At 30.6% G+C, this 25,953-nt stretch carries 19 protein-coding genes; 8 read left to right on the top strand and 11 right to left on the bottom strand.

All coding sequences use genetic code 11. The features are described from left to right. Positions 1-14: 14 nt before the first annotated feature. Both GFU93_RS06015 and GFU93_RS06010 read right to left on the bottom strand, forming a co-directional pair. Positions 15-1,673 (bottom strand): OstA-like protein, encoded by a 1,659-nt coding sequence (locus GFU93_RS06015; protein ID WP_160568021.1) that lies wholly within the window; start codon positions 1,671-1,673, stop codon positions 15-17. Further along, positions 1,674-2,126, bottom strand: coding sequence for a Fur family transcriptional regulator (locus GFU93_RS06010; protein ID WP_160568018.1), 453 nt, complete (start codon positions 2,124-2,126; stop codon positions 1,674-1,676). Positions 2,127-2,493: 367 nt separating this feature from the next. Here GFU93_RS06010 and msrA point away from each other — a divergent pair, with 367 nt between their 5' ends. The 3 genes from msrA (at position 2,494) to GFU93_RS05995 (ending at position 5,442) form a co-directional block, all read left to right on the top strand. Beyond that, positions 2,494-3,072, top strand: a complete 579-nt coding sequence (gene msrA / locus GFU93_RS06005) for a peptide-methionine (S)-S-oxide reductase MsrA (RefSeq protein WP_255448657.1) — start codon at positions 2,494-2,496, stop codon at positions 3,070-3,072. Positions 3,073-3,316: 244 nt separating this feature from the next. Next, positions 3,317-4,777, top strand: a complete 1,461-nt coding sequence (gene guaB, locus GFU93_RS06000) for an IMP dehydrogenase (RefSeq protein WP_160542377.1) — start codon at positions 3,317-3,319, stop codon at positions 4,775-4,777. A 77-nt stretch (positions 4,778-4,854) separates the two neighbouring features. Continuing rightward, a complete protein-coding gene (locus GFU93_RS05995; protein WP_105297090.1) occupies positions 4,855-5,442 on the top strand; it encodes a hypothetical protein in 588 nt (195 codons plus the stop codon). 145 nt (positions 5,443-5,587) lie between these two features. Here the strand turns inward: GFU93_RS05995 and GFU93_RS05990 are convergent, their stop codons facing one another. Further along, the gene (locus tag GFU93_RS05990) at positions 5,588-6,766 is read right to left on the bottom strand and encodes an MFS transporter (RefSeq protein ID WP_160568014.1); all 1,179 of its coding nucleotides are present in this window, start codon (positions 6,764-6,766) and stop codon (positions 5,588-5,590) included. A gap of 276 nt (positions 6,767-7,042) precedes the next feature. On the opposite strand from GFU93_RS05990, the gene trmB reads away from it, so the two are divergent. Beyond that, positions 7,043-7,714 (top strand): tRNA (guanosine(46)-N7)-methyltransferase TrmB, encoded by a 672-nt coding sequence (gene trmB / locus GFU93_RS05985; protein ID WP_160568012.1) that lies wholly within the window; start codon positions 7,043-7,045, stop codon positions 7,712-7,714. Positions 7,715-7,855: 141 nt separating this feature from the next. On the opposite strand, the gene GFU93_RS05980 is transcribed toward trmB, so the two are convergent. Both GFU93_RS05980 and atpD read right to left on the bottom strand, forming a co-directional pair. Beyond that, positions 7,856-8,125 carry a F0F1 ATP synthase subunit epsilon gene (locus GFU93_RS05980; RefSeq protein ID WP_105297064.1) on the bottom strand — a complete coding sequence of 90 codons (270 nt, stop codon included), beginning with the start codon at positions 8,123-8,125 and terminating at the stop codon, positions 7,856-7,858. 24 nt (positions 8,126-8,149) lie between these two features. Continuing rightward, complete coding sequence (gene atpD / locus GFU93_RS05975; RefSeq protein ID WP_105297063.1) at positions 8,150-9,664, bottom strand: F0F1 ATP synthase subunit beta; 1,515 nt, start codon at positions 9,662-9,664, stop codon at positions 8,150-8,152. A 31-nt stretch (positions 9,665-9,695) separates the two neighbouring features. Here atpD and GFU93_RS05970 point away from each other — a divergent pair, with 31 nt between their 5' ends. After that, positions 9,696-10,724, top strand: a complete 1,029-nt coding sequence (locus GFU93_RS05970; RefSeq protein ID WP_255448656.1) for a bifunctional riboflavin kinase/FAD synthetase — start codon at positions 9,696-9,698, stop codon at positions 10,722-10,724. A gap of 41 nt (positions 10,725-10,765) precedes the next feature. Here the strand turns inward: GFU93_RS05970 and GFU93_RS05965 are convergent, their stop codons facing one another. The 4 genes from GFU93_RS05965 to porU all read right to left on the bottom strand — a co-directional run bounded on the left by GFU93_RS05965 (position 10,766) and on the right by porU (position 17,515). Then, a complete protein-coding gene (locus GFU93_RS05965; protein WP_160568010.1) occupies positions 10,766-11,320 on the bottom strand; it encodes an FKBP-type peptidyl-prolyl cis-trans isomerase in 555 nt (184 codons plus the stop codon). Beyond that, complete coding sequence (locus GFU93_RS05960) at positions 11,307-12,320, bottom strand: bifunctional oligoribonuclease/PAP phosphatase NrnA (protein WP_160568008.1); 1,014 nt, start codon at positions 12,318-12,320, stop codon at positions 11,307-11,309. The genes GFU93_RS05965 and GFU93_RS05960 overlap by 14 nt, the downstream gene beginning before the upstream one ends. Before the next feature lie 88 nt (positions 12,321-12,408). Then, on the bottom strand, positions 12,409-13,569 hold the full coding sequence (gene porV, locus GFU93_RS05955; RefSeq protein WP_105297060.1) for a type IX secretion system outer membrane channel protein PorV: 1,161 nt from the start codon (positions 13,567-13,569) through the stop codon (positions 12,409-12,411). Between the two features lie 67 nt (positions 13,570-13,636). Further along, complete coding sequence (gene porU / locus GFU93_RS05950; RefSeq protein ID WP_160568006.1) at positions 13,637-17,515, bottom strand: type IX secretion system sortase PorU; 3,879 nt, start codon at positions 17,513-17,515, stop codon at positions 13,637-13,639. 148 nt (positions 17,516-17,663) lie between these two features. Here porU and gldJ point away from each other — a divergent pair, with 148 nt between their 5' ends. From gldJ to GFU93_RS05935, 3 genes are all read left to right on the top strand, one after another. Further along, entirely contained in the window at positions 17,664-19,334 is a 1,671-nt protein-coding gene (gene gldJ, locus GFU93_RS05945; protein WP_160568004.1) for a gliding motility lipoprotein GldJ, read from the top strand. A 77-nt stretch (positions 19,335-19,411) separates the two neighbouring features. Then, positions 19,412-19,927: a Smr/MutS family protein gene (locus tag GFU93_RS05940; protein WP_160568002.1), complete on the top strand. Its 516-nt coding sequence runs from the start codon at positions 19,412-19,414 to the stop codon at positions 19,925-19,927. 32 nt (positions 19,928-19,959) lie between these two features. Beyond that, a complete protein-coding gene (locus tag GFU93_RS05935) occupies positions 19,960-22,803 on the top strand; it encodes a M1 family metallopeptidase (protein ID WP_160568000.1) in 2,844 nt (947 codons plus the stop codon). Here GFU93_RS05935 and GFU93_RS05930 read toward each other — a convergent pair. Both GFU93_RS05930 and dctA read right to left on the bottom strand, forming a co-directional pair. Further along, positions 22,775-23,950: a cysteine desulfurase family protein gene (locus tag GFU93_RS05930; protein WP_160567998.1), complete on the bottom strand. Its 1,176-nt coding sequence runs from the start codon at positions 23,948-23,950 to the stop codon at positions 22,775-22,777. The genes GFU93_RS05935 and GFU93_RS05930 overlap by 29 nt on opposite strands. 468 nt (positions 23,951-24,418) lie before the next feature. Further along, positions 24,419-25,720: a C4-dicarboxylate transporter DctA gene (gene dctA, locus GFU93_RS05925; RefSeq protein ID WP_105297054.1), complete on the bottom strand. Its 1,302-nt coding sequence runs from the start codon at positions 25,718-25,720 to the stop codon at positions 24,419-24,421. Positions 25,721-25,953: the final 233 nt, after the last annotated feature.

The following is a 25,953-nucleotide window of genomic DNA, read 5'->3' as shown; positions in this document are numbered from 1 at the left end:
TAGGTATCTGATAATTATCGATTGCTGACTTTTGCATTTTGTTTTTTCTCTTCTTCCAATAGTTGCTCAATGGTTTTTCTAGGCTCGTTTTTATTATAGGGAAAGACATCCGGGAATATATCTTGCCATTTTTTTAATCTTTCGTCATCTCTCCATTCAAATTCAGGTAAATATCTGTTTTGCTCGGGAAGCTTACTTTCAGGGTATAATTTTGATTCTGCACTGAGCTGACAAGAAACTATATCCATTTTGCGTTCAACAAACTCACCTTGTAAAATTCCACATACTGATATGCTGATTCCTGTCCGTTGTTTACCTTTTGTTTTAGATTCTTCTTCTACATAAGTGATGGATTCTGCATTACCTTTTAAATCTACTAAATGAAGTTCTTCGTTTTGAAAATAGGCATGAAGCATTCTTCCTTTTGCTTGATTGAATTCCAATTTAGGACTTAAAGAATCTACTTTGCTAATTACAAAAGCATGAGATCTGCCATAAATGGAATCAATGGCTTGATTGGAACTATTTAAATACGCAGAAAGAGTATCTGCGGTTAATTGTCTTCCTCCTGTTGACCAAAATATGGGTTTTTTATAAAAATCAATTCTTCCAATGGTTTCTTGATACACCAGAGAATCGCTTTTTCCGGAAACATTCGATTTGAATAGCCTTCCATTATGATACCCCCGAATGGTGGATTTTTTATCTTTTCCTTGAATGGCAATCAAGGTATCGGAATGAATGTATAAAGAATCTTTAGTAAATGCTTTTACCATATAAGGCCTTCCTGTAATCATTGCAGAATCCTTAAATTGGTATACTTCAGCATATTCACCGATTAAAAATCTTTTTTCTTTAGGTTCTTCCAGTTTAACGTTTTTAATTCCTCTACCAAAACCTTTTATTTCATCAAAAAATAAATCATTGCCGGATAATATTTTCCCTTGGTAATATACCTTTCCGTCATTTTTTAAATCGGATTGTTTGGTTTTGGTGTTGTAAGAACCCGTACTTCCCGTTACGTAAACCGTAGGATCTTTTTTATTGGTTATGCGGGTAAATTTAGTAAATGTTGCAATTTCATTTTTAGCATCATATTTAATATCAGACCCTTCTAATATATATTCCGGAGATTCTAACGTGGAATTATCCCCTAATTCAATTCGGTTATCTTTAACAAAATATTTTCCAACTTTTGTATGAGTTATATTTTCGCCTTTATAAACTGTTCCCCAATTGTCAAAATAAGCGACATCCCGTTTAGCATCATAGATCATTTCCTCGGTTTCAACCGTTTGATCGGGGGTAACTAATTTTACGTTATAATAGGCTATTGCATTTCTGGTTATTCCGTTATAGGTCAATTTTTTACAATTCAAGGTAGATTGTTTATCTCTAAAAAATACATTTCCTCTTGCTTCAATAAAATTTTTATCGCTAAAATAAATGATTGAATCTGCTTCTAAATGAGAAGTTTCGTGTTCTGCTATGACATGTCCTGAATAAACAATATTTCCGTTAAATACATGTTCATTCACCTCTTCCATATCGGCATTGATAAGATTTATGGGTTTGGGATTATCCTTTTTGGAAGGAGCCGGAGGAGTAACTTGAGAAAATAAAAATACACCTGTGAATATAAAGAAAATAAAAAATATAATTTTTAAATTCATTTACTTGCTTTTCTTTTTTGCATAAAAGTATAAAGAATGACTTTCGATTTCAATATTAAATATTTTTTCTAATGAATCTTTAATTGTTTGAAGTCTAGGATCACAAAATTCAATAACTTCTCCCGTATCCATCATTAAGATATGATCATGTTGCTTAGCAAAATATGATTTTTCATATAAAGCTTGAAGTCCTTCTCCAAATTGATGTTTTCGGACTAACTTGGCATCTAAAAGAATTTCAATGGTATTATAAATAGTGGCTCTACTCACTCTATAATTTTTTTCTTTCATTCTCATATACAGCCAATCGATATTGAAATGTTCATCTGTTGAGTAGATCTCCTCAACGATAGCAAATCTTTCAGGAGTTTTTCTATGTCCTCGATCTTCTAAATATTTTATAAAAACATCTTTAACAATTTCAAAATTTTTATTTGCAGTATCTGTACTCATGTTATAGAATAGGTAATATGCAAAGTTAGCAAATTAATTACCTTAATCATAAATTCTTACAACATAATTTAGAATGTTTTCCTAAACAAAATAAATATTTTTTTTATGGAATAATTTATTTATTCAAAAAAAAATATAAATAAATCCTATTGTTTGTCTAAAATATTCAAATAAAAATAAATTTTAGTACAGTTTTTGTTTAATAAAGAATAATATTAAATACTTAAATTTTTATAACTGTTTTATAAATATGCAACTAGTTCTAACAAATAATATAAAAAAGCAATTATTTATTTTTTTTAATGCTATTAATTTACTTTTGTTTAGTTGTCAGACCAATCAATCACAAGAAAAGAAAACGGATATAATGAGAAAAAAATTAGAGAAAATTACATTAGGAGGAGGATGTTTTTGGTGTTTAAGTCCTTGTTTTGAAATGTTAAACGGTATTACTAAGGTTACAGCAGGATATTCCGGAGGAAAAAAAGAAAATGCTAATTATAAAGATGTTTGTACGGGCACTACGGGACATGCGGAAGTAATTGAAATTGAATACGATCCTGAAGAAATTTCTTTTTCTGAAATATTAGATGTTTTTTGGTTTTTACATGATCCGACTCAATTAAACAGACAAGGAAATGATATTGGCACTCAATATAGATCTGTTATCTTTTATAGAAACGAAGAACAAAAAATTCTTGCTCAAGAATCTTTAAAAAAATCAGAATCTTCTGACTTATGGAAAGGTAAATATGTGACAGAAATAGTACCTTTTAAAGAATTTTATCCGGCTGAAGATTATCACCAAAGATATTACGAACAAAATCCAAATCAACCTTATTGCAGCTATACGATTGCACCTAAAATCCAAAAATTTAAAGCGCGATTTAATTATAAATTGAAATCAGAATATCAAAAAAGAAATGTGGATAAAAATCAAGCGTAAGAAATTCACAATATAAAAAATTGTAGTAAGAATTAATTTAAATTGTAGAAAAAAATATTTATAATTTTAATAAAAATAAATCCAAAATATCTATATCAATTTAATTTATTTTTATAAATAATTAGTCTTTTTATAAAAAATTACGTATTATTTTATCATGTATTATTTTGATTATATACTTTTTTAAAAAAATTAAATTATTTTTTTAGAAAAAAAATTATATATTTGCTTGGCAAAAAACAATATGTCGCTTAGTTCTAAAATTGTAGAAGAAGCTATCACATTTGATGATGTTTTGCTTATTCCTTCTTATTCAGAGATTCTACCTTCTCAAGTAAATTTAAAAACCCAGTTAACTAAAAGAATTCAATTAAACATTCCAATAGTTTCAGCAGCTATGGATACTGTAACTGAATCAGGTTTAGCCATTGCTCTTGCCAGAGAAGGAGGTCTTGGATTTATTCACAAAAATATGCCGATAGATCAACAGGCTGTTGAAGTTAACAAAGTAAAGAGGTCAGAAAACGGCATGATCTCCAATCCCATTACCTTAAGTCGAAACCATACCTTACAGGATGCGCTTATGCTAATGAGAGAATATAAAATATCCGGTTTGCCTGTAATAGAAGAAGATGATACCTTAGTCGGAATAATTACCAATAGAGATATTAAATATCAATCGGATTTAAATCAGAAAGTAGAAGATGTCATGTCCAAAGAACATATTATTACTTCTTCAAAAAATACTTCTTTGGAACAAGCCAAGCAAATATTATTAAATAATAGGATTGAAAAGCTCCCTATTATAGATGATCACAACAAATTAATAGGGTTGATTACCATAAAAGATATTGATAATTTGTTGGAATATCCCAATTCATGTAAAGATTCTGAAGGAAGACTTAGAGTGGGAGCAGGGGTAGGAGTAGGAGATGATACCTTAGAAAGAGTCGAAGCATTAGTTAAAGCCGGAGTGGACATAATTGCGGTAGATTCCGCTCATGGACATTCAATCAATGTATTAAATAAAATCAGAGAAATAAGAGCTTCTTTTCCTGATTTAGATATTGTTGGTGGAAATATAGTTACCGCACAAGCGGCAAAAGATTTAATAGAAGCCGGAGCCAATTCATTAAAAGTGGGTGTAGGTCCCGGATCTATATGTACCACTAGAGTAGTAGCGGGAGTGGGAGTGCCACAATTATCTGCCATATATAATGTCTACGAATATGCAAATCAGCATCATATACCGGTAATTGCAGATGGAGGAATTAAACTTTCGGGTGATATAGTTAAAGCTATATCCAGCGGTGCATCCTGTGTCATGCTGGGATCTTTATTTGCCGGAACCGATGAAGCACCCGGAGATGAAATTATTTTTCAAGGAAGAAAGTTCAAAAGTTATCAAGGTATGGGTTCAATTTCTGCCATGAAAAGAGGAAGTAAAGACCGTTACTTTCAATCAGGAACAAAAAAATTAGTACCGGAAGGAATTGAAGGAAGAGTTCCTTATAAAGGAAAATTATCCGATGTCGTTTATCAATTATGTGGAGGAATTCGTGCAGGTATGGGCTATTGCGGTACAGAAGATATTGTAAAATTGCAAAAAGAAAGTAAAATGGTTAAAATTTCTTCTGCAGGATTAAAAGAAAGTCATCCTCACGATGTTATAATTACTCAAGAAGCACCTAATTATTCTAATTAAAAAAAATATAATATTTTGTTAAAATTTTGGCATAGGTTTTGTCGTTTACTATGGTGTATAAAAATAATATAATAATTATGAAAAAAGTACTTTTATTGTTTACTATTTTTTTAGGTAGTATAGCAATATCAAATGCACAGATTGTAACTACACCACAAACTTCGGCTAACGTAGGTTCTACACCAATTCAAAAAGGAAGCTGGTTGACCGGAGCAGGTATTACAAATCTCGGCTATGATTTCGAAAACAAAGGATTTTCATTTAATTTAACTCCTAGAGTTGGGTATTTTCTTTCTCATGGAATAGCCGTTGGTGCAGCTATAGATTTCGGGGCAGTATTTCAAGATGATGAAAAACCAATTTGGAACTATGGGGTAATGCCTTTTGTAAGATATTACTTCCCGGAAGGTGCTAAAGAAACCGGAAGATTTTTTGCTGAAGGTGATGTTGGATTCAAAGGAGCAGCAGTTAACGGAAGCTCAGACAGTGGATTTGCCTTTGGTGTAAATGTGGGTTACGCTCATTTTATTACCCGTTCTGTAGCGTTAGAAGGTACAATCGGATATAACTATGCAGCTGCAATTCAAAATATTAACAACGGAAACAAACAAAGTGGTTTAGGTTTTGGTTTAGGATTTCAAATTTATATTCCACAATCCAAATAATTTAGCTGCTGTTAAAAAAAATTAAAACTCCTAGAAAATAGGAGTTTTTTTTATGAAATAAAGTCAGTTGCCACCGATTTAATGAATTAAATATTACTTGTTTATATACTATCAATAATTACAAAAGAAATAATCTAACAATATATTATCGTTTTATTGACAGTAAATGGAATATTAACATTATTATAGCGAAAAAACTACCTACACTAATCACACCGGTCCAATTATAAATTTCAAAAGCATAAGCAGAAATAAAGGTTCCCAGTGATCCACCGATAAAATAACTGGTCATATAAATAGTATTAACACGATTACCTGCTTCAGGGTGATTTGAAAAAATAATAGATTGATTAGTAATTTGGGTAGATTGCACACCAATATCAATTAATATAATCCCAATAGTTAAACCCAAATAAGAATAACCTCCATAGTAGAATATAATCCATGAAAGTAAAATCAATAATGCAGTAAAAACAAGTATCGTATTTTTATTGAATTTAGATATAACTTTTCCCATGAGGGCAGCAGCCAAAGCTCCAAATGCACCTACTAAGCCAAATTTTCCGGCTATATTACTTGCTGATCCATCACTTAAATGAAAATTTTCTTCAAGATGAAAAACCAAAGGAGTCCAAAAAGCACTTAAAGAAGCAAAACTAAGTCCTCCTCGTAAAGCGGCAGAGCGTAATGATGAATCTGTTTTAAAAAGCTCAACGAGTGAAAGCATTAACTTTTTATAATTTCCTTTAAAATTCGGGTAGATTTCCGGTAAATTAAAATATATCAAAAGATACACAACCCCCATTAATATAGCTGCGATATAAAACATTTCTCTCCATCCCAAAATATCGCCGATATATCCACTTAAAACTCTAGATCCCAATATACCGATGAGTAATCCGCTCATCACAAATCCAACGGCTTTAGGTTTATCTTCCGGAGCTGCCAAAGTTGCAGCCATGGGTATAAACAATTGAGGAATAACTGAGGTAAAACCTATTATAAAACTTATAGGAAATAATAATTCTATGGAAGGACTGACAGCCATAGCTAATAAACTACTAATAATGAATATAAAATCAATAAGAATAATTTTTTTTCTACGAAACATGTCACCTAAAGGAATCAGAAAAAATAGTCCACAAGCGTAGCCGATCTGCGTAAACATGGTTATACCGCTTATTTTTGATTCACTAACATTAAAATCTTTGGCCATTAAACCCAATAGTGGTTGGTTATAATAGTTATTTGCTACTACTAGTCCTGAACTAATAGCCATAAGCCAAAGTATTTTAGGAGTAAGTTTTGGTTGAGAAAGTTTCATTGATAATAGTGTTTAATCCATAAAAATATTAAATTAATTTTAAGTATATGAAATTTTTTATGAATGAATTAATAAATACGATAATAATTGAAACTTTAATTTTAATATTTTAATGAATTTTAAAGAAATTTAAGAAGATTTAAAAGGAAACGTTTTTAGTTAGCAGATCTTAATTATATTTAGGGGTATTCATTGTCACATTATGAAACTAGCTAACAATAAAGAAATTTGAAATGTGTACGAATATAGTTATTTTTGTACATTCAATACTAAATTATGGGCAAGGATAAACTTCGTAAATTTGCTGAAAACAAGACTTTTAATAATGTAATACAGCCTACGAGAGATGAAATACTTTCTAATTTTCATTATAAAGGTAAATGGAAAGAAGAATTTTTTAAAAATGATAATCCCATAATCATTGAATTGGGTTGTGGAAAGGGCGAATATTCCGTTGGTTTAGCGCAACATTTTCCTGATAAAAACTTTTTAGGAATAGATATTAAAGGAGCACGTTTTTGGAGAGGAGCAAAAACAGCCATAGAACAACAAATAAAAAATGTTGGTTTTTTGCGCACTCAAATTGAATTAATTGAGCATGTATTTTCTCCCGGTGAAGTAGATGAAATTTGGATAACATTTCCGGATCCACAAATTAAATATAAAAGGACAAAGCACCGATTAATAAATTCTATTTTTCTTGAAAAATATAAAAGAATTATGAAAGAAGGAGGGAGTATCCATTTAAAAACGGATAGTGAATTTTTACATGGTTATGCCAACGGATTAATACATTGTTTGGGATATACCGTGTTATCTTCTCACCATGATATTTATGGAGCGCCGGAATACGAATTACCTTCTTACGTAAGAGAAATAAAAACTTTTTATGAGAATATGTTTTTAAAAGAAGGTAAACCTATCACCTATTTGAATTTTAAAATATAACTATAAACGGAATTTCATGCTATATGATTAAACTATTATAAATATCTTAACTAGATACTCTAAATGTAAATTATATATAATAAAAAAAGGATTGTTATTCAATCCTTTTTTATGTTATTATAATATTATTGTATAAATAATTTAATCACAAAGTATTATACCTTTATTGTTATTAAATTCTAATAATCCGCTCTTAATAGTGAATGTTTGGTATTTGCCATCATTCGTTAATTTAGTAGCGTTGGAAGAAGAACTTACATTTTCCAGCTTAATGATTCCGGGTTCAAGAGTAGAAACAATAGAAGCATGGTTTTCCAACATTTGAAATTCACCCAATGAACCGGGAACTGTTATAGATGACACTTCACCGTCAAAAATAACCTCTTCCGGAGTAAGTATTTGTATTTTCATCAAAATTTAAAATTATTCAACAAATTATTTTTTTAATTCAGCTAATAGTCTTTCACCATGTTCAATAACTTCTTCGATAGTTCCTTTCAAGTTAAAGGCAGCTTCCGGATATTGATCTAATTCTCCGTTAAGAATCATATTAAACCCTTTAATGGTGTCTTTAATATCCACTAATGCACCGGGAGTTCCCGTAAACTGTTCTGCAACATGGAAAGGTTGTGAAAGGAATCTTTGTACTTTTCTAGCTCGATAAACCACTAATTTATCTTCTTCACTCAATTCTTCCATACCTAAGATGGCAATAATATCTTGTAAAGCTTTATATCTTTGAAGGATTTCCTTAACATTTTGAGCACATTCATAGTGATCATTTCCTAAAATTTCAGGAGAAAGAATTCGCGAAGTAGATTGTAGTGGATCTACGGCCGGATAAATACCCAATGAAGCAATTTTCCTGTCTAATACAGTAGTAGCGTCCAAATAAGCAAATGTAGTTGCAGGGGCAGGGTCAGTTAAATCGTCTGCCGGAACATAAACCGCTTGAACAGATGTAATAGAACCGTTTTTAGTTGAGGTAATTCTTTCTTGAAGTGCCCCCATTTCACTGGCTAAGGTAGGTTGATATCCTACCGCAGAAGGCATACGACCCAATAAGGCAGAAACTTCCGATCCGGCTTGAGTAAAACGGAAAATATTATCTATAAAAAACAATACGTCCCGACCTTTTCCGGCTCCTAATCCGTCTCTATAGTATTCAGCTAAGGTTAAACCGGATAGAGCTACTCTGGCACGAGCACCGGGAGGTTCATTCATTTGACCAAAAACAAAGGCAACTTTCGATGATTTTAAAGCTTCAAAATCAACTTTTGAAAGATCCCATCCGCCTTCTTCCATAGATTTCATAAATTCATCTCCATACGAGATAATTTTAGATTCCAGCATTTCCCGTAATAGGTCATTACCTTCACGAGTTCGTTCTCCAACACCGGCAAATACAGATAACCCACCGTGTCCTTTAGCAATATTGTTAATCAATTCTTGAATCAATACGGTTTTACCAACTCCCGCACCTCCGAAAAGTCCAATTTTACCTCCTTTGGAATAAGGCTCAATTAGATCGATAACTTTAATACCGGTATATAAAACTTCTGCAGAAGTAGAAATATCTTCAAAATTCGGAGAAGGCCTGTGTATAGGTAATTCATGAGTTTTGGGAACATCACCGATTCCATCAATAGCTTTTCCGATAACGTTGAATAAACGTCCGTTAATTTCTTCACCGATAGGAACCGTTATAGGTTTATTGGTTGCTATAACTTCCTGACCTCGATATAAGCCATCGGTAGCATCCATAGCGATACATCTAACTGTATCTTGACCTATATGTTGCTCAACTTCCAGTACTAAATTGGGTTCGTCGTTATCTTTAATAACTTCTAAAGCATCATATATATTGGGAAGTTGTTCTACGTCATCAAAAACAACGTCTATAACCGGACCTATTACCTGAGATATTTTACCTTTATTTTCCGTTACCATATAATTTAAAATTCAAATAATTACATTTCCTTTGTGGAATTACAAATATACTATTTTAAAGCTTATAGGCGTTGAAAAAAAACCAAAAAAATATCATATTTTTGCAGACAATTTGTTTTCATTACCGGTGAATATTCATACTAAAAATTTCAGAGTAGCTAAAGAAAATAAAATTATACTAACTTTAGGTATGTTCGATGGTGTGCATTTGGGCCATCAGTTTGTTTTAAACTATTTGCATGATATTGCAAATAAAGAGGGAGCTGAAACAGCAGTTATGACATTCAATCCACACCCCCGATTTGTTTTGCAACCCACGACTGAACTTAAGCTTTTAACTACTTTAAATGAAAAAATACAACTTTTGGAAAAATTTAATGTGCAGCATTTATTTGTACAAGAATTTACGAAAGAGTTTAGCCGGTTAAGTGCTTTAGAATTTGTTAGAGATCTATTAGTATCCCAATTACACATACATTCATTAGTTATTGGTTATGATCATCAATTTGGAAATAATCGGGATGGAAATTACGAACGTTTGCAAACATATTCCGAACAATTTGGATTTACTCTTTACAAACTTCCTTCGGTAAGTGGATATACTTCTGTTATTAGTTCCACTAAAATTAGAAATAAAATTAGCGAAGGTAAAATAGGTAAAGCAAACGAGTATTTAGGATATAATTTTTTCATGCAGGGCAAAGTGGTTACCGGTGATAAGATAGGAAGAACCATCGGTTTTCCTACTGCAAATATTGAAATTGATCCACACAAGATATGCCCAAAAAATGGGGTATATTACGTCAAAGTTAAGATTAAAGATGAATTTTTTTACGGGATGATGAACATAGGAATGCGTCCTACCATACAAGGTTTACAAAAACAAATTGAAGTTCATATACTTGAATTTGATAGGGATTTATATGGAAAAGAAATTGAAATTTATTTCTATGATAGAGCACGTGATGAGATCAAATTTTCTTCATTAGATGAACTTAAGGCTAGATTGACTTTGGATAAAAAAAATACACAAAACTATTTTAAAGATTTATATAATTAATTTTTCAAAATAAGTGTATCCGACTAAATTTTATAAGATAATCATTTCGATAAAGGTTTAACGTCGATTAAAGTAAGTGTTACTAAGAGGGGAACATTAGATCCAATTTTATTTTCATCTCCATATAAACCATAGGCAGTGAAAGAGGGGAGGACTATTTCAGCTATATCTCCTTTTTCCATCATATACAATGCTGACTCAATTCCTCTTATCTCTTTAAATTTTCCCAAAACTCCCTGCTTTTCACCAAATTCATCAAAAGAATAAATTACATCTCCTGAAAGTGTTTTTATTTCAGCAGAATATGTAATCCAGCTATTATTTTTAGGTTGTGGAGATTTTTTATGTGAAATAAATCGAATCCAAATACCCGAAGAAGTAGGCACAAATTTTAAATGTAAAGAATCCTCTCGTTTACTAATCCAGTTTTGCAAGAAATCCCTTTCCTTATCTTCTCTAGCTTTAGAGTTTTCTAACAATTTTTTGCTGTATTCAGATTTTGAATTAGTTACCGGAAGGAAAATTTCTTTTTTCTGACATGAGAATAAAATTCTTATACAAAATGAGTATATAATTGCAATGTTAAGAAGTTTCATGGATTTCGTTTTCGATTATATTTTTAAATCTTGAAATAGAATCTTTTAAAGAAAGATCACTTCTGCCACCGGCAGCATTAATATGTCCACCGCCATTAAAATAGCTTCGAGAAAACGCGTTAACGTCAAAATTACCTTTGGAACGGAAAGAAATCTTAACAAAATCATTTTGCAGATCTTCCATAAAAAATGCAACAAATTTAATTCCTATAATTGAAAGTCCGTAATTAACAAATCCTTCCGTATCTCCTTTTTGATAACCCAATTCTAACAATTGATTTCTGGTTACATACAATATTGCAGTATTTTTATTAGGAATAAGTTCAATGGATTCTAAAACACAGCCTAAAAGTTTTAGTCGTTCCGGTGTATTACAATCAAAAATATTGGAAGCTATAAGATCCGGTTTAGCTCCTTTTTCCAAAAATACGGATATAATTTTATGAGTTTCAGCGGTGGTATTTTTAAACCGAAAACTTCCGGTATCAGTTAAAATTCCGGTATATAGACAAGTTGCTATTTTTTCATCGATTTTTGATACTTCACCTAAGGCATCAATAAATTTATAAATCATTTGGCAAGTAGCCGGTTGAGATGTATCTGAATATATGTAATCAAAATTATCCGGGTTTTGATGATGATCAATCAACACTTTAACGGCTCTTGATTCATTTAATTTTGTTTCCAATTGATTAATCCTTGAAGAAGTATTGAAATCAAGACAGAAAATTAAATCTGCATTTCTAAAAGCTATTTCAACGAATTTTACCCGATATTCACCAATGATGATATTTTTGGCTTCCGGCAACCATTTTAAAAATTTAGGAAATTCATTCGGTACAATTATCGTGGATTGAACTCCAAGGGTACGTAAAAAATGATATAATCCTAAAGAAGAACCAATGGCATCACCATCCGGATTCTGATGAGCCAAAATGAGTATATTTTTTTTTGTTTTTATTAATTGTTTTAATTCATTGAGTTTTTCAGGTGTAAACATCGTACTGTATAATTTTGGTAAATGTAAAAAAAATCACTCTTTTATACAGAGTGATTCTTACTATAGGTTAGATATTTTAGTTGAAATTTTAATAATTGTCGTAAGCATTGGTTGCATCACCACCAAAATCCCACGTCAATCCAAATCGTAATGTATTGTCTAAAGCATTATTAACACTTGAAGTTGTAATTAGATAAGAAAAATCAATACCAAACGATTGATATTTAAGACCTGCTCCCAGTGTTACATATTGTCTTCCTCCTTTGTCAGGATTTTCGTAGAAATAACCGGTACGAAAAGCAAATGCGTTATTGAAAGTATATTCACCTGCAATACTGTACGTAATTTCTTTGCCCACATCTTTATTACTAAATGATTTAAACATTCCGGAAATAAAACTTTTATCGGGAACTTGATATGTTATGCTACCATCGGGATTTTTAACTTCTTCGGGTGCAGGAACAAGTAATTTTGTAGCTTCAAAAGTCAATCCCAATTTATTATCGTCATCGAAATACAGATCATAACCCACACCTAATCTTAAATTAGTAGGCAAATAGCTGGAATTTTCTTTGCTGTCAGAGTAGTCTAATTTAGGTCCCATATTAAATAATCCCCAACCAGCTCTCCATCTTCCTTCATAATTGCCGAAAGAACTGCTTTTTTCAGATTGGAAATATCCGGTTACATCAACTGCAAATGTATTGGCAGCCTTTGTTTGGGCAGATGAATTATCAACATTGTTAAATAAATCGGAACGAACATACCTTGCGGTAACCGCCATGGAATATACATCCGCTAATTTAAGTCCATAAGACACATCTAATGCAAATTCATTGGGTTTAGAAATACCTTTTTCAACAATGTTATTTCCCAATAATTCGTTAAGTTGGATTTCACCCATGTTGAAATAATAAATACTTGCGGCTAATGTGCTTCTTTCTTCTTCACCGAGGAATGTATAAAAAGTTCCGTTTAATAAAAATACATCGCTAGTTAGTTTATTCATATAGGGAGTATATGAAAGACCTACTCCGGAATAACTAGTTCCAAAAACATATTTTGAAGGGTTCCAAAATTGGGAGAACCCATCGGGTGAAGTTGCCACCCCTTGATCACCTAAACCGCCAGAACGAGCATCCGGTGATATTCTTAAAAAGGGTGCTCCGGTGACTATGGCGTAATTTCTATTCTGAGCCTTAAAGGCGCTAAATAATAACAACGTCAGAATTAAAATTCTTTTTTTCATGAACTATTTGAGTTAAAATGATATAAATTTTTTTTATTATAGCGTTTTTATAATGCAAAAATAAATTTTATTTTAATATTACCAATTTTTCCACTTGAGAAACTGAACCCTTACAAAATTCAGATGTTCCTTTTATTTTTACACGATAAATATACACACCTTTTCCGATTTTATCTCCAAAATCATCCAATCCGTCCCATTCAATTCCAAATTTGTCGGTTCTGTATCCTTCGTTAAAAGGCTGAGAAGTAACGGTTTTATTAATAGTTTTTACTAATTTTCCGGATACGGTAAAAATTTGGACTTGAACATCAAGAATATCGGGACAATTATGTTCAAAATGAAAAAATGTTTTAGTTGTAAATGGATTAGGCCAGTTTAATAATTTTTTTATTATTAATCCCTGATCACCGTTATCAACAACTAAAAAATCTAAGGTAGCAGAAGATGAATTATTATTAATATCCCAAACTTTGAATTTAATTGAATGATTTCCTGTTTCAAGATTATCTAATCGATACCAAACTTTTCCTTTTTGATAATCTTTTAAATTCGGATTTAGACAAGGAGAAGATTCTCCTCCGGTATAAAAATCATTCAGAATAATGGTACCATTTACATTATTATTTAACACGCCAGTGATATCATGTCCAATTCCTAAACCGGTTGAGTTAATACCGGTACTATCCGTTACACAGGCTAAAAGATATGGTGAGCGATCAGTTATTCCTCCATTGGCAAAATTTAGATTATTCATGTATAAACCTATTTTTGGGCCTTCCGAATCATTTATTCCATTAGGATTTATATCTCCAATTTTTAAATCATTTTTAAAATATAGGGCGTCAATTTCAGAATTATCGGCATATAAAAGTAATTTGCCATCACCGATATCATAATTAATATCTTTAGGAACGTAAAATTCTATTTTAAAATTTCCATCTTTTACTTGTGAACCTCCTTTATATATGGCATTAATCTGTTCTTTATATTCAAGAGGTGGTTTAAGTGAATTATAATTAAAATTATTTAGAGTTTTTTTATCCACAGGTTTATCATATAAAACAGTTTGGATATTTCCCGAAAAAGAGGGATCAACATCTCCATTTTCATTTAGTACTTGGCCTTCAATGGTAATAAAATCAAGGGCTTTTATAACACCCGAGAAATGGTCTGCATCCAATCCGTTTATTTTAGTGACCTTAATTTTACGTTTCGGGTATACCAAAGATTGCGCGGGATCTCCGAACAAATTTATTTTTCGACTTTCTCCACTTAAGATTTCTTTTTTGGAAAGTCGAAGTGCTTCACCTAGAGCTATATATTGATTACTTTCAGTTTTTTTTGTGAATATGTTTTTCATGATTATAGGATTCATATTCAACCCATAATAGATTGATAGCGCCCTATTGGTTGTAATCATGGAATTTGCTCCACCATTTTTTTTGAGATATAATAAATCCCCTAAAGAATTTAAAGAAGGATTGTCCCATACGGAAACATCGCATGAGATAGTAATAAATAAAGGCAGTCGAGAAAAATCTCTGTTAAAATTAGACAAGCTGTTTACATCTTCTTTTGAAAATAGCCTATATTGAGAAAGAGATAATGTCCCGCCATGTCCAAAATAATTTATTACTAAATTACCATTGTTAAAAGCGGCTTTTATAGCTTCATTTACCTGTGGAAATCTGGCTCCACCTGTAGTGTAATCTGCATTATAAGAATCTATATATAATTTTTTAAGTGTATATTCTTTCAAAGATTTATCAAAAATATTTTGAGCAATAGTTTCTTCAATTTTTTTATGGAAATTGTTATCACTGTCAATGTCTACAATAACAGAGGCGTTTAATCTCCAATTTCCAAAAGGAGTACCTTGAGGAGCTTTTCCATTATCGTATTTTACACTTTTATCTACACATGCTGTTGCTTCGGATAGATTTTTTGCAATCATTCTTCCCACTGCTATATCTAATTGAGTAGCTGAAAGATTGGCATTTTCTCCTATTAAATTAGCTTCATCATCATCCAATATCGTTATAAAATCATCTGTTGCATAAGAGTAATTAAGACCGGTGCTATTATAACTTTGATAGGTAGGAATTAAGTTATGTCCGGCTCCGGTTTTATTTTTATAATCATACGAAGCTGATCCCAGTAAAAGCACATATTTTAATTTTCCATTGTCTTTCTTATATAGATAACGTAAAAAATCCCTTATTGCGGTTAAATCTTGTCCCCCCGAGCTAAATTCATTATAAATTTGATTTACTGTAACTACTTCTACTTTTAATCGATTTTTAGATTGATGTAAATTTTTAATGCGATTTGCCTGAGAAACAAATTCAGGAACAGTTATGACAATATAATCTATATCGGAGATGGAATGTAAAGCCTGATTTGAAATTTTACCAACAACTTCCGGAATGTAGGCAGCTGAGTGCTTAAAGGCGATCATTTCGTTTTTAAAATTAGTTGATAACAATTGATAGGAATACATAAAAGCATTTGCTGATCGTTCCAGTTTTTTTGCGTTGACTACATCTGAAACATCCCAAACTTGGAAATCTTCAGAAGGAACAAAAGTAAATCCATATATTTTTCCATCTTCAATGGGATCAAATGTTCTGAAATTCATTTGACTACCATTAAATTTAAGCTTTTGCTTATATAAGACTTCAAAATAATCGGGATAAAATTCAGCCGAGGGATTGGCCGAATTGTCAAATCCTAAAGTAAATTTTAATTGATTATTAGTTGGAGTAATAGTTTGTGTTTGGGTTCCAATTGCAAAATCAATTTCATTAGGGGATGGCCTTAAAATCGATGAATATACCGGATTATCATTATATGACACATTTATTTTTCCATTAATACCGTTTCTTGATACCCAAGCATATTTCCAAGTTATGCTTGAACCCGGAACTAAGTCATGAACCGGAAATAGGATTTCTTTATAATTTTTCAATCCTAAATTTTCGTCCACCCAAATTTTACCTAATTGATTTAAATTTAGTCTATCTTCTTCAAAGAATTGATGATCATCGTACTCTACATATACTTTAGCGTTTGGTGTTTTGTAAGGATTGGATTGAATTCTTTTTCCTGCAGTTTGATTGATGTTAATAAAATAATATGCATAATCTTCATATATATTTTTTTTATGCCTAATCTTTGAATTTCTTATCCAATAGTCCGGTCCTTGCCCATAAAATAATATATAATCATCTGAATCAAAAATTCCATCATTTTCTCCTCGGACAAAAATGGCATTTTCTTTTAGGTTATCGTATCTGAACGATGAGGTTGGTTCCGGAAGCATTTTTCCTCCATTGCCAAATATTCGTATGGTTTTTGGATCTAAAGAATTACAATTTATTCCTAATGATTGTAAGAAATTCCGATCAATTTTATAAATTCCTGTTTTAGCTAATTTAATTTTATACCATGATCCGTTTTTTAGAACACTCTCAACATTCAAAAAGGATTCTGTAGATGAAAAATTTTTACTAAACGAATTTTTTTTCTCAATGGTAAAACGCACGAGTTTAAAAATGGTATTGCCTGTTTTCTTTAATGTTTTAATAGTTACAGATATAAATTTTTGATCTCGTGACTTAGTAATTGACACGCTGAAAATATCATCATCGGGAATAAAGTCCAGAGGCGTATCGCCAAGTTGCGATTTTTCAATAGGTTGCCATTGTAAATTGGTTAGATATACATCTCCATTAAAATCAGTTTTCTCGGCATAATATAAAGTAGGTATTCCTTCATCAATGGAATAGTTATCATTGGTAAAGAAAGGATATTTTTTTACTTGCTCAGTGGAATAATAAAAATTCTTTATACCGTCCCAATTAATCGTAATAGTTTGTGCCACAGGGATAAATGTGGACACTTGAATGAAAAACGCTATAAAAATGTATAAAAATCTTTTCATTTACCTCTAAATAACGAATAAGTAGAAATAATATTTTACTAAATATACAATATCTACAAATAAGTTAACGTTATTTGAGGTTATGTAATATAAAGTAGAAAAAATTTTTCTTTCAGTAATATTATATTATTTTTGCATGATCTTAATTATGAAAATAAATACAATGAGAATCGGGAAATTCATATTATTATTATTCGTTGTTTCTTCAATTTCCTTAGCATTAGTTAGTTGCGGTGGTGGGAGAACTAAACCTGGCGGTGGAACTAAAAATACAAAAAGTTTGACCGGATGGAAGGCCAATGATAGAAACGGCTGGTTTTATAGTAAAAAGAAAAAGACTGAAAAAGGTTGGGTTGGAATGGTATTCGTGGAAGGAGGAGCTTTTACTATGGGATTAGTTAAAGACGATGTAATGCATGATTGGAACAATACCCCTAACCGAATGCAAGTAAGATCTTTTTTTATCGGTGAAACTGAAGTAACAAATTATGAATATCGTGAATATGTAACTTGGTTAAAGTATGTATATTCACCAACGGATGAGAATTATAAAGATATTTATTATGGAGCCCTTCCTGATACTCTTGTTTGGAAAAATAAATTGTCCAGAAACGATGTTTATTCAGAAGATTATTTCAGAGCCCCTCAATTTGATAACTACCCGGTAGTTGGAGTAAGTTGGTTACAAGCACAAAGATATTGTGATTGGTTGACCGATAGAGCCAATGAAAGAGAATTAATGAATAAAGGTATTATCCCAAAAGATTTTTATAGTAATCCGGCCAATAATGTGGGTTCAAATTCATTTAATGTTGAAAAATATAAATACAATGATCCTGAATTAGAAGGTATTGTTAATCAAGATAAAATCGCTAAACAAAGCGGTATTACCAGCAAAAATGAAAGAATTATAGCAGTTAATAAAAGTGCTCAAGGAAATTTAGTACAAAAATTCAGATTACCTACAGAAGCAGAATGGGAATATGCTGCACTGGCTGAAGCAGATAACAGACAGTATAACATCATTGAAGGTAAAGATGTAATGATCAATAGAATGCGTGCTAAAAAAGGAAGAAATAGAGGTCAATTCCTGGATAATTTTAAATCCGGTGGACAAGGAGATTATTCCGGAAGTGGAGGTTGGGCTAATGATGGGAATGCAATTACTTCCGATGTTAGAGCATATCCATCCAACCCTTTTGGATTGTATGGTATGTATGGAAATGTTGCTGAATGGACACAAGACGTTTATAGACCGTTAATAGATACTGATTTTAATGATTTCAACTATTATAGAGGAAACGTTTATCAACAATTTATTAGTGAAGAAGGAAATCCCGGAAGATTTAAAAAAGTTGATGACGGTTCAATTCAATACGATACTTTGGCAGACGGAAGAAAATTGTATAGAAATTTATCAGGAAAATTTGAAACAGAGATTGTAGATGATGCAAGAAACTTTAGAGATGGAGACTTACAATCATCTTTAGAATCGGGAGATGGTCGTGTTGATTCAACCGGTACTTTTAATTACTACAATTCACCTATTAGAAACTGGACAGTAGATAAAAACGGAAGAGTAGTGTTAGATAAAGATTCCAAACAAAGAACCTCTCAAATCAGTAATGATTTAAGAGTAATTAAAGGAGGATCTTGGAATGATACCGCTTATTGGTTAGATCCGGGACAAAGAAGATATATGCTTGAAAATGAGTCTGCCGTATGGGTTGGATTTAGGGTAGCTCAAGATCATAAAGGTAAAGAATCTTCTTCTAAAAGAACCAAAAGAGGAGCCAGCAATAGAGTTCCCAGAAAATGATGTAAAATAAATTAAATAATATAAACAACACAAATAAGGCTATCCTCAAGATAGCCTTATTTATTAATTCAATCTGTATGAAGATCGGGGATAAAGTTAAACTACTGGATGAAGAAGGAATTTTTACTATAAAAAATTTTATAGGAAATAAAGCAGTTTTACTAGATTCTTATGGATTTGAAGTTACACATTCACTAAATAACTTAATTGCCTATGATAAATATGCAAGCATGTATACTGAAGTTACAGATTTTAATGCTAAAAAAGAAGATGTAACTTTTAAAAAGACCAATAATTTAAAAAAAGAAACTATACAAGAAAGAATTATTGATTTGCATATAGGAAATATTGTTGATTCTTTTAAAAACATGATGCCTCATCAAATGCTTGAAAAGCAAATTAAGAAAGCTATGGAGGAAATAAAATCAGCCAAGAAAGATAAGGTTAAGAAGTTAATACTAATACATGGCAAGGGAAAAGGAGTATTAAAAAAAGAAATTTATAAAATATTAAATAGTATGAATGATATTGAATATTTTGAAGCAGATATAATTAAATATCGTTTTGGAGCCGTTGAAATAAGATTTAAATAATAATCATCTGCTATGACTTCTTGCTGTTAACTATGAAAATTCTAAGAATCTTAACGAATATAATTTTAGTAATTTTACCTTTATTGTGCTTTTCACAAAGTGACAAAATACTTATATCAGCAACCTTAGACAGCCTAACCAAAAATATATCCGTAAAACAAAAGATCGTTTTTTATAATAATACGGGTATAACTTTAGATAAAATATATTTACACGCAGCAGCTAATTCCTATTCTAATACTAATACGGTATTAGGAAAACGAAAATTAGAGGATAGAAATAAAACTTTATATTTTTCAAAATATATGGATAGAGGTCGAATCAATGATTTGACCATCTTTATAAATAAACGACAACCCGTTTTTTTACTTAGAGATTTTGAATTTTACGAAGTAAATCTTTTTTCTCCTTTATTACCCAATGATAGTATATCTTTGGATTTAAATTATAATATAAAAATACCTTCCAATAAAGTTACCGGATATGGATTTTCCTCGAAAGGTACTTATGTATTAAAAAACTTTTTTATACAGCCTTTAGATTTTATCAATTCAAAACCCAAGTTGGAGACATTTACCGATACTGAGTTTAATCCCTATAGAAAAACCAATTATACTATTAATTTTTATTATCCCGTGGGTTTATATATGGATGGAAACCTTACAAAAGTAGGAGAAAATCAATTACAGGGAACATGCGGTGATGCTGTAACTATGATCCTAACTAAAAATAAACCGATTTCTTTTATTTATACTATAAACGGATCGCAAACCGAAGTAGTAATTGGATATTCCATTAATGAAAAATTTAAAGAAATTTATTATAAAAATATTAAACGCGAATTACTATTTTTAAATGAAAAATTAGGCAAACTTCCATCAAAACTATTAATTAGCTCTAAAATTAAAAAAGATCGCAATTTTATAGGAGTTGATGATATTAAATTATTGGGTTTAAAAGAATGGAAACTTTTTCCTGATGACGTAAAAATTGATCTTAAAATGTTTCAGCAAATAGCCTATTCAGTTATCAATCAGGTAATACAAGTGGATAAAAATAAATATCATTGGATACCTAACGGTTTGCTTACCTATTATCAATTAAATTATTTAAAGAAGTATTATCCTGACACTAAATTATTAGGTAATCTTCCTAAAGAACTTAGCATAATAAAAATTAAACCGTTACAATATTTTTTCATATCTAAAGTTCCTATAACCGATCGATATAAATTAGGTTACAGATATATAGCCACTCAAAATTATGATCAGCCGATAAGTGAAGATTTTTTAGAATTGAGCAATATCAATCAGTATATAATTAGTGGATTTAAATCGGGATTAAGTTTTAATTTTCTATCCGCCTATTTGGGAGCGGATCTTTTCGAAAATTCAGTTAAAAAGCTTATAGAAGAAGGAAAAGATCGTGAAATTACTTCATCAGATTTTCAAAGTATTTTAGAAACAAACTCTCAAAAAAATTTAGCATGGTTTTTTCAAAATTATATAGTTACCAATGATCGTATCAATTTTAAGATAAAAAAATTTTATGAGGATAAGTATGAAAAAGATACTATAAAAGTACGTATCACTAATAAAACGGCTTTACCAATTCCAATATTAATCACAGGAGAAAAAAACAAGAAGATAATCAATCAGAAATGGGTATTTTCAACCAATAAAGATTCTTTATATTCATTTAAAAATGGAGAATATGATCGTTTACTTATAAATAAAAATTACCTGTTTCCGGAAATTAACGATAATGATAATCTATTGAATACGGAGGGTATTTATAAGAACAGAAAGAAATTGCAAATGAAATTCTATGCAGACGTTGATAATCCTAATTATACACAAATTTTTTATGAACCCAATATAAACTGGAATAATTACGATAAATTTATACTAGGATTACGTTTTTATAATAGCTCTCCATTTTCAAGACCTTTCGAATATTCATTTTCTCCAACTTATTCCACTGGAACCAAAAGTTTAACGGGATCAGGTGCCTTAAATTACAATTACGATATGGAAGAAGGCTTATTTAGAAGAATGTCTATGGGAACAGGATATACTTATTATCATTATGATAATAATTTGAGTTATAAAAAATATTCAGGAAATGTAAATCTTATATTTAAAAAGAGGCCCAGATCAGATATTAACAGAACCATAGGAATTTCATTTAATAGTGTTGAAAGAGAAAAAGATCCGTTTAAAATTCTTGAAAAAAATGATTATTCCCATTATAATCTGCTGGATCTGTCGTATTCTCATTCAGATAAAAGAATAATCAATGAATGGTATAGTAAAACGAACTTTCAACATTCTAATATTTTCAATAAAATAAGTACAGAAATATATTTTAGACATGAATATGCGCCGAATAAAAAAATAAGTTTACGCTATTTTGGAGGATATTTTATAAACAATCATTCCAATTCTACTTACTTCGATTTCGGAGTAGATCATATCACAGATTATAGTTTTAATTACATGGATTATTTAGGAAGATCTGCAACCGGTGGATTGTTTTATCAACAATATATAATGGCTGAAGGAGGGTTTAAATCCATGTTGGATAAATCAGCCAATAAATGGATTACTTCATTAAATGGAGAAATACATTTATGGAAGCCTTTTGACTTGTATGCAGATATGGGATTGTATTCGAATAAAAAGAAATCTACGTATTTTATCTACGATTCAGGAGTTAAATTGAACATAATACCTGAATTTTTAGAATTGTATTTACCCATTCAATCAACGTTGGGATTTGAACCGGCAAAAAATAATTATTTATCCCATATTCGATTTACCTTTAATTTTAACTTAAGCGCGGTGGTTACCCATTTTCGGCGGGGATGGTATTAGTTAAATTCTTTTGTATCTCAGAAAGAAAATTGATCAAAACATCTATTTCTTCTTTTGTATTATAATGGCTGTATGAAATGCGTAACGTCGTTGTATTTTTTAATTCTTCTTCGGTATAAAGCTGCAACATGGTTTTTGACGGTTTGGAAGCACCGGAAGCACAGGCGCTTCCTTGAGAAACGGCGATACCTTTCATATCGAGTTGAAAACCAACTAAAGTATTGGGAAAAGGAAGCAAAATACTTAAAAGAGTATAGTTACTTTTAGTAAAATCTGTTCCATGTCCATTAAACAAAACCCCTTGTATATTTTTAGATAATTGATCAATCGTATATTGTTTTAAATCTTCAATTATTCTTCTTCTTTTCTTTAATTCTTGCATAGCATAATCAAAAGATTTACCTAAGCCAACAATCCCGTAAACATTTTCAGTTCCTGCTCGTAAATTACGCTCCTGAGTTCCTCCGGTTATCATACCTTTTAAACCGCTTGATTTTCTTATAAAAGCCATTCCTATTCCTTTTGGACCATGAAATTTATGGGCACTGCAAGAAGCAAAATCAATGGGTGTTTTAGAGAAATCTAAAGGATAATGTGCCATTGTTTGAACGGTATCTGAATGAAATAAAGCTCCATATTTTTTACATAATTGAGCAATACAATCAATATCCGTTAAATTTCCAATTTCATTATTGGAATGCATTAAAGAAACTAATGTTGGAATTTTTTCTTCTAGTAAATCTTCTAAAAAAGCAATATCCAAATCCCCTTTTTTATTCTTCAAAGGAAGAAAAACAACTTCAATTTCAGGATGTTTTTCTTTTAGATCTCTGATGGTTTCCAAAACAGATTTATGTTCTAAGGGAGAAGAAATGATTCGTTTAATGGATAAGTTTTCTATACAAGAACGTAAAATTAAATTATTAGATTCAGTACCGCAGCTTGTGAAAATGATTTCATTAGGATTTACATGCAACCATTGAGCTATATTTTTTCTGACCATTTCTATTTTTGACTTACTTTCTTGCCCAAAGCTGTGTATAGCAGAAGGGTTACCAAAATCTTCTTTCATAGATTGAATCATTGCTTCAATAACTCTTTCATCTATAATGGTTGAAGCGGCACTGTCTAAATATATTTTTTTCATTGGTTAATTGCTTAATTATAATTCAAAAGTTGCTCGTATTCTATTTTAATTGCTTGAAGATAATTTATTTATCGAAATAAATTACTTCATAAGATTAACATTTAAAATATTAAATAAAAATTAACATAGTAAATCTTTTATATTTTCAATATTTTCTAATAATAAATTTTATTAATCTAAAATTTCAAATTTCTTTTAAAAAATTTAATATTATGCTAATCCATAGTATTACAAAAATAAAAAATATATGTTCATAAATTTACGTAAGCCTGCGTTAAAAAGAATATTTATAAATAAGTCGAAGTAAAAAATAGAAAATTTACTAAGAAAGCCCTAGTAAATTATCTACCAGGACTTTCAAAACTAGTATATTTTATACAAATCTATTTTTAATTTATAATTTTACCAAAAAAATGATAATATTTATTTAACAAATTATATTTTTTAAAAATAAATTAAAAATCATATTTAAGACTTATTGGATATTAATATGCTTTCAGCTTTATCGTAATTAAATTCATTTTCCCTTCTGGCAACAACAATAGTAGCTGCTGCATTACCTATTAAATTAGTTAAAGCTCTTGCTTCACTCATGAATTTATCAATACCGAATATTAACGCCACAGCTTCAACCGGTACATGTCCTACTACCGGTAGGGTAGCGGCAAGAGTAATAAAACCACTTCCTGTTACCCCGGCTGCACCTTTTGAGGTTAAAAGCAATACTAAAAGAAGCGTAATTTCTTGTTGTAAATTCAAATGCATGTCTAAAGCTTGAGAAATAAAAACAGCAGCCATGGTAAGATAAATGGAAGTACCGTCGAGATTAAAAGAATAGCCGGTTGGTATTACCAAACCAACGACAGACTTAGAACATCCTATCTTCTCCATCTTGCTCATAATTCCCGGTAATGCTGATTCGGAAGATGAGGTGCCGAGCACAATTAAAAGTTCCTCTTTAATATATTTAATAAATTTGAATATGTTGACTTTATTGTAATAAAGAACTGCTCCGATAACTCCGAAAATGAAAACAATACACGTTAGATAAAAGCATAAGATTAACATTCCTAAATTACTCAATGCTTTCAATCCGTAAACTCCAATGGTATATCCCATAGCACCCATGGCTCCTAAAGGTGCCAGATACATAATTATTTTTATAATAGCAAAAAGTCCATCCAGGAAAGATTGCATTACGGATAGAACCGGTTTTGAAGATTTAGGTCCAATTTTCGTCATGGCAAAACCAAAAAGAATGGCAAATACCAACACTTGAAGTAAATTATTAGAAGCAATTGAAGCAATAACATTTTCAGGAATCATATCCAAAATAAACGTAATAATTCCGTGATCTTCTTTACTTTTTTCTATATAATGGGACATAGATGAAGAATCCAATGCATAAGGATCTACATGCATGCCGTTTCCGGGTTTTAGCACATTAACGAAAACCAAGCCGATGATTAAAGCTATTGTTGTCATAATTTCAAAATAAACAATAGCTGTTAAACCAACCTTACCCACCTTTTTAGTATCTTCCATTCCTGCAATACCCAGCACAATGGTACAGAAAATCAAAGGTCCTACGATCATTTTAATTAGCTTGATAAATCCGTCTCCTAATGGTTTTAGCATTTCACCAAGTCCCGTACTGTGTTGTTTAACTCCATTAACTATAATATCTTCACTTGGGAAAAAATATCCAATAAGAATACCTATAATTATGGCAATTATTACTTGTACGTAAAGACTTTTAAGTATTTTCATATTGTTTTTATTTTATTAAGGACAGTAATATATGAATAATATATTTGAATTGTTATAAATTGTAATTTTTTTCTTTAAAAAACATTTTTTGAAAATGTAATTGTTTGAAATTTAGTATTTTGCGCTAATTTAATTAAGAAAAAATTCATTAAAAAATCACTTATTTTTCTTAAAAAATGCGTTAAAAATGAAAAAAAAGCGTAAAAAAAAGTGCCTTAAAAATTAATTTTTTA

The organism is Apibacter sp. B3546 (assembly GCF_009827885.1).
Lineage (GTDB): Bacteria > Bacteroidota > Bacteroidia > Flavobacteriales > Weeksellaceae > Apibacter.
The sequence above is the reverse complement of the archived record's forward strand: the minus strand, read 5'-3'. Positions and strand labels throughout refer to the sequence as shown.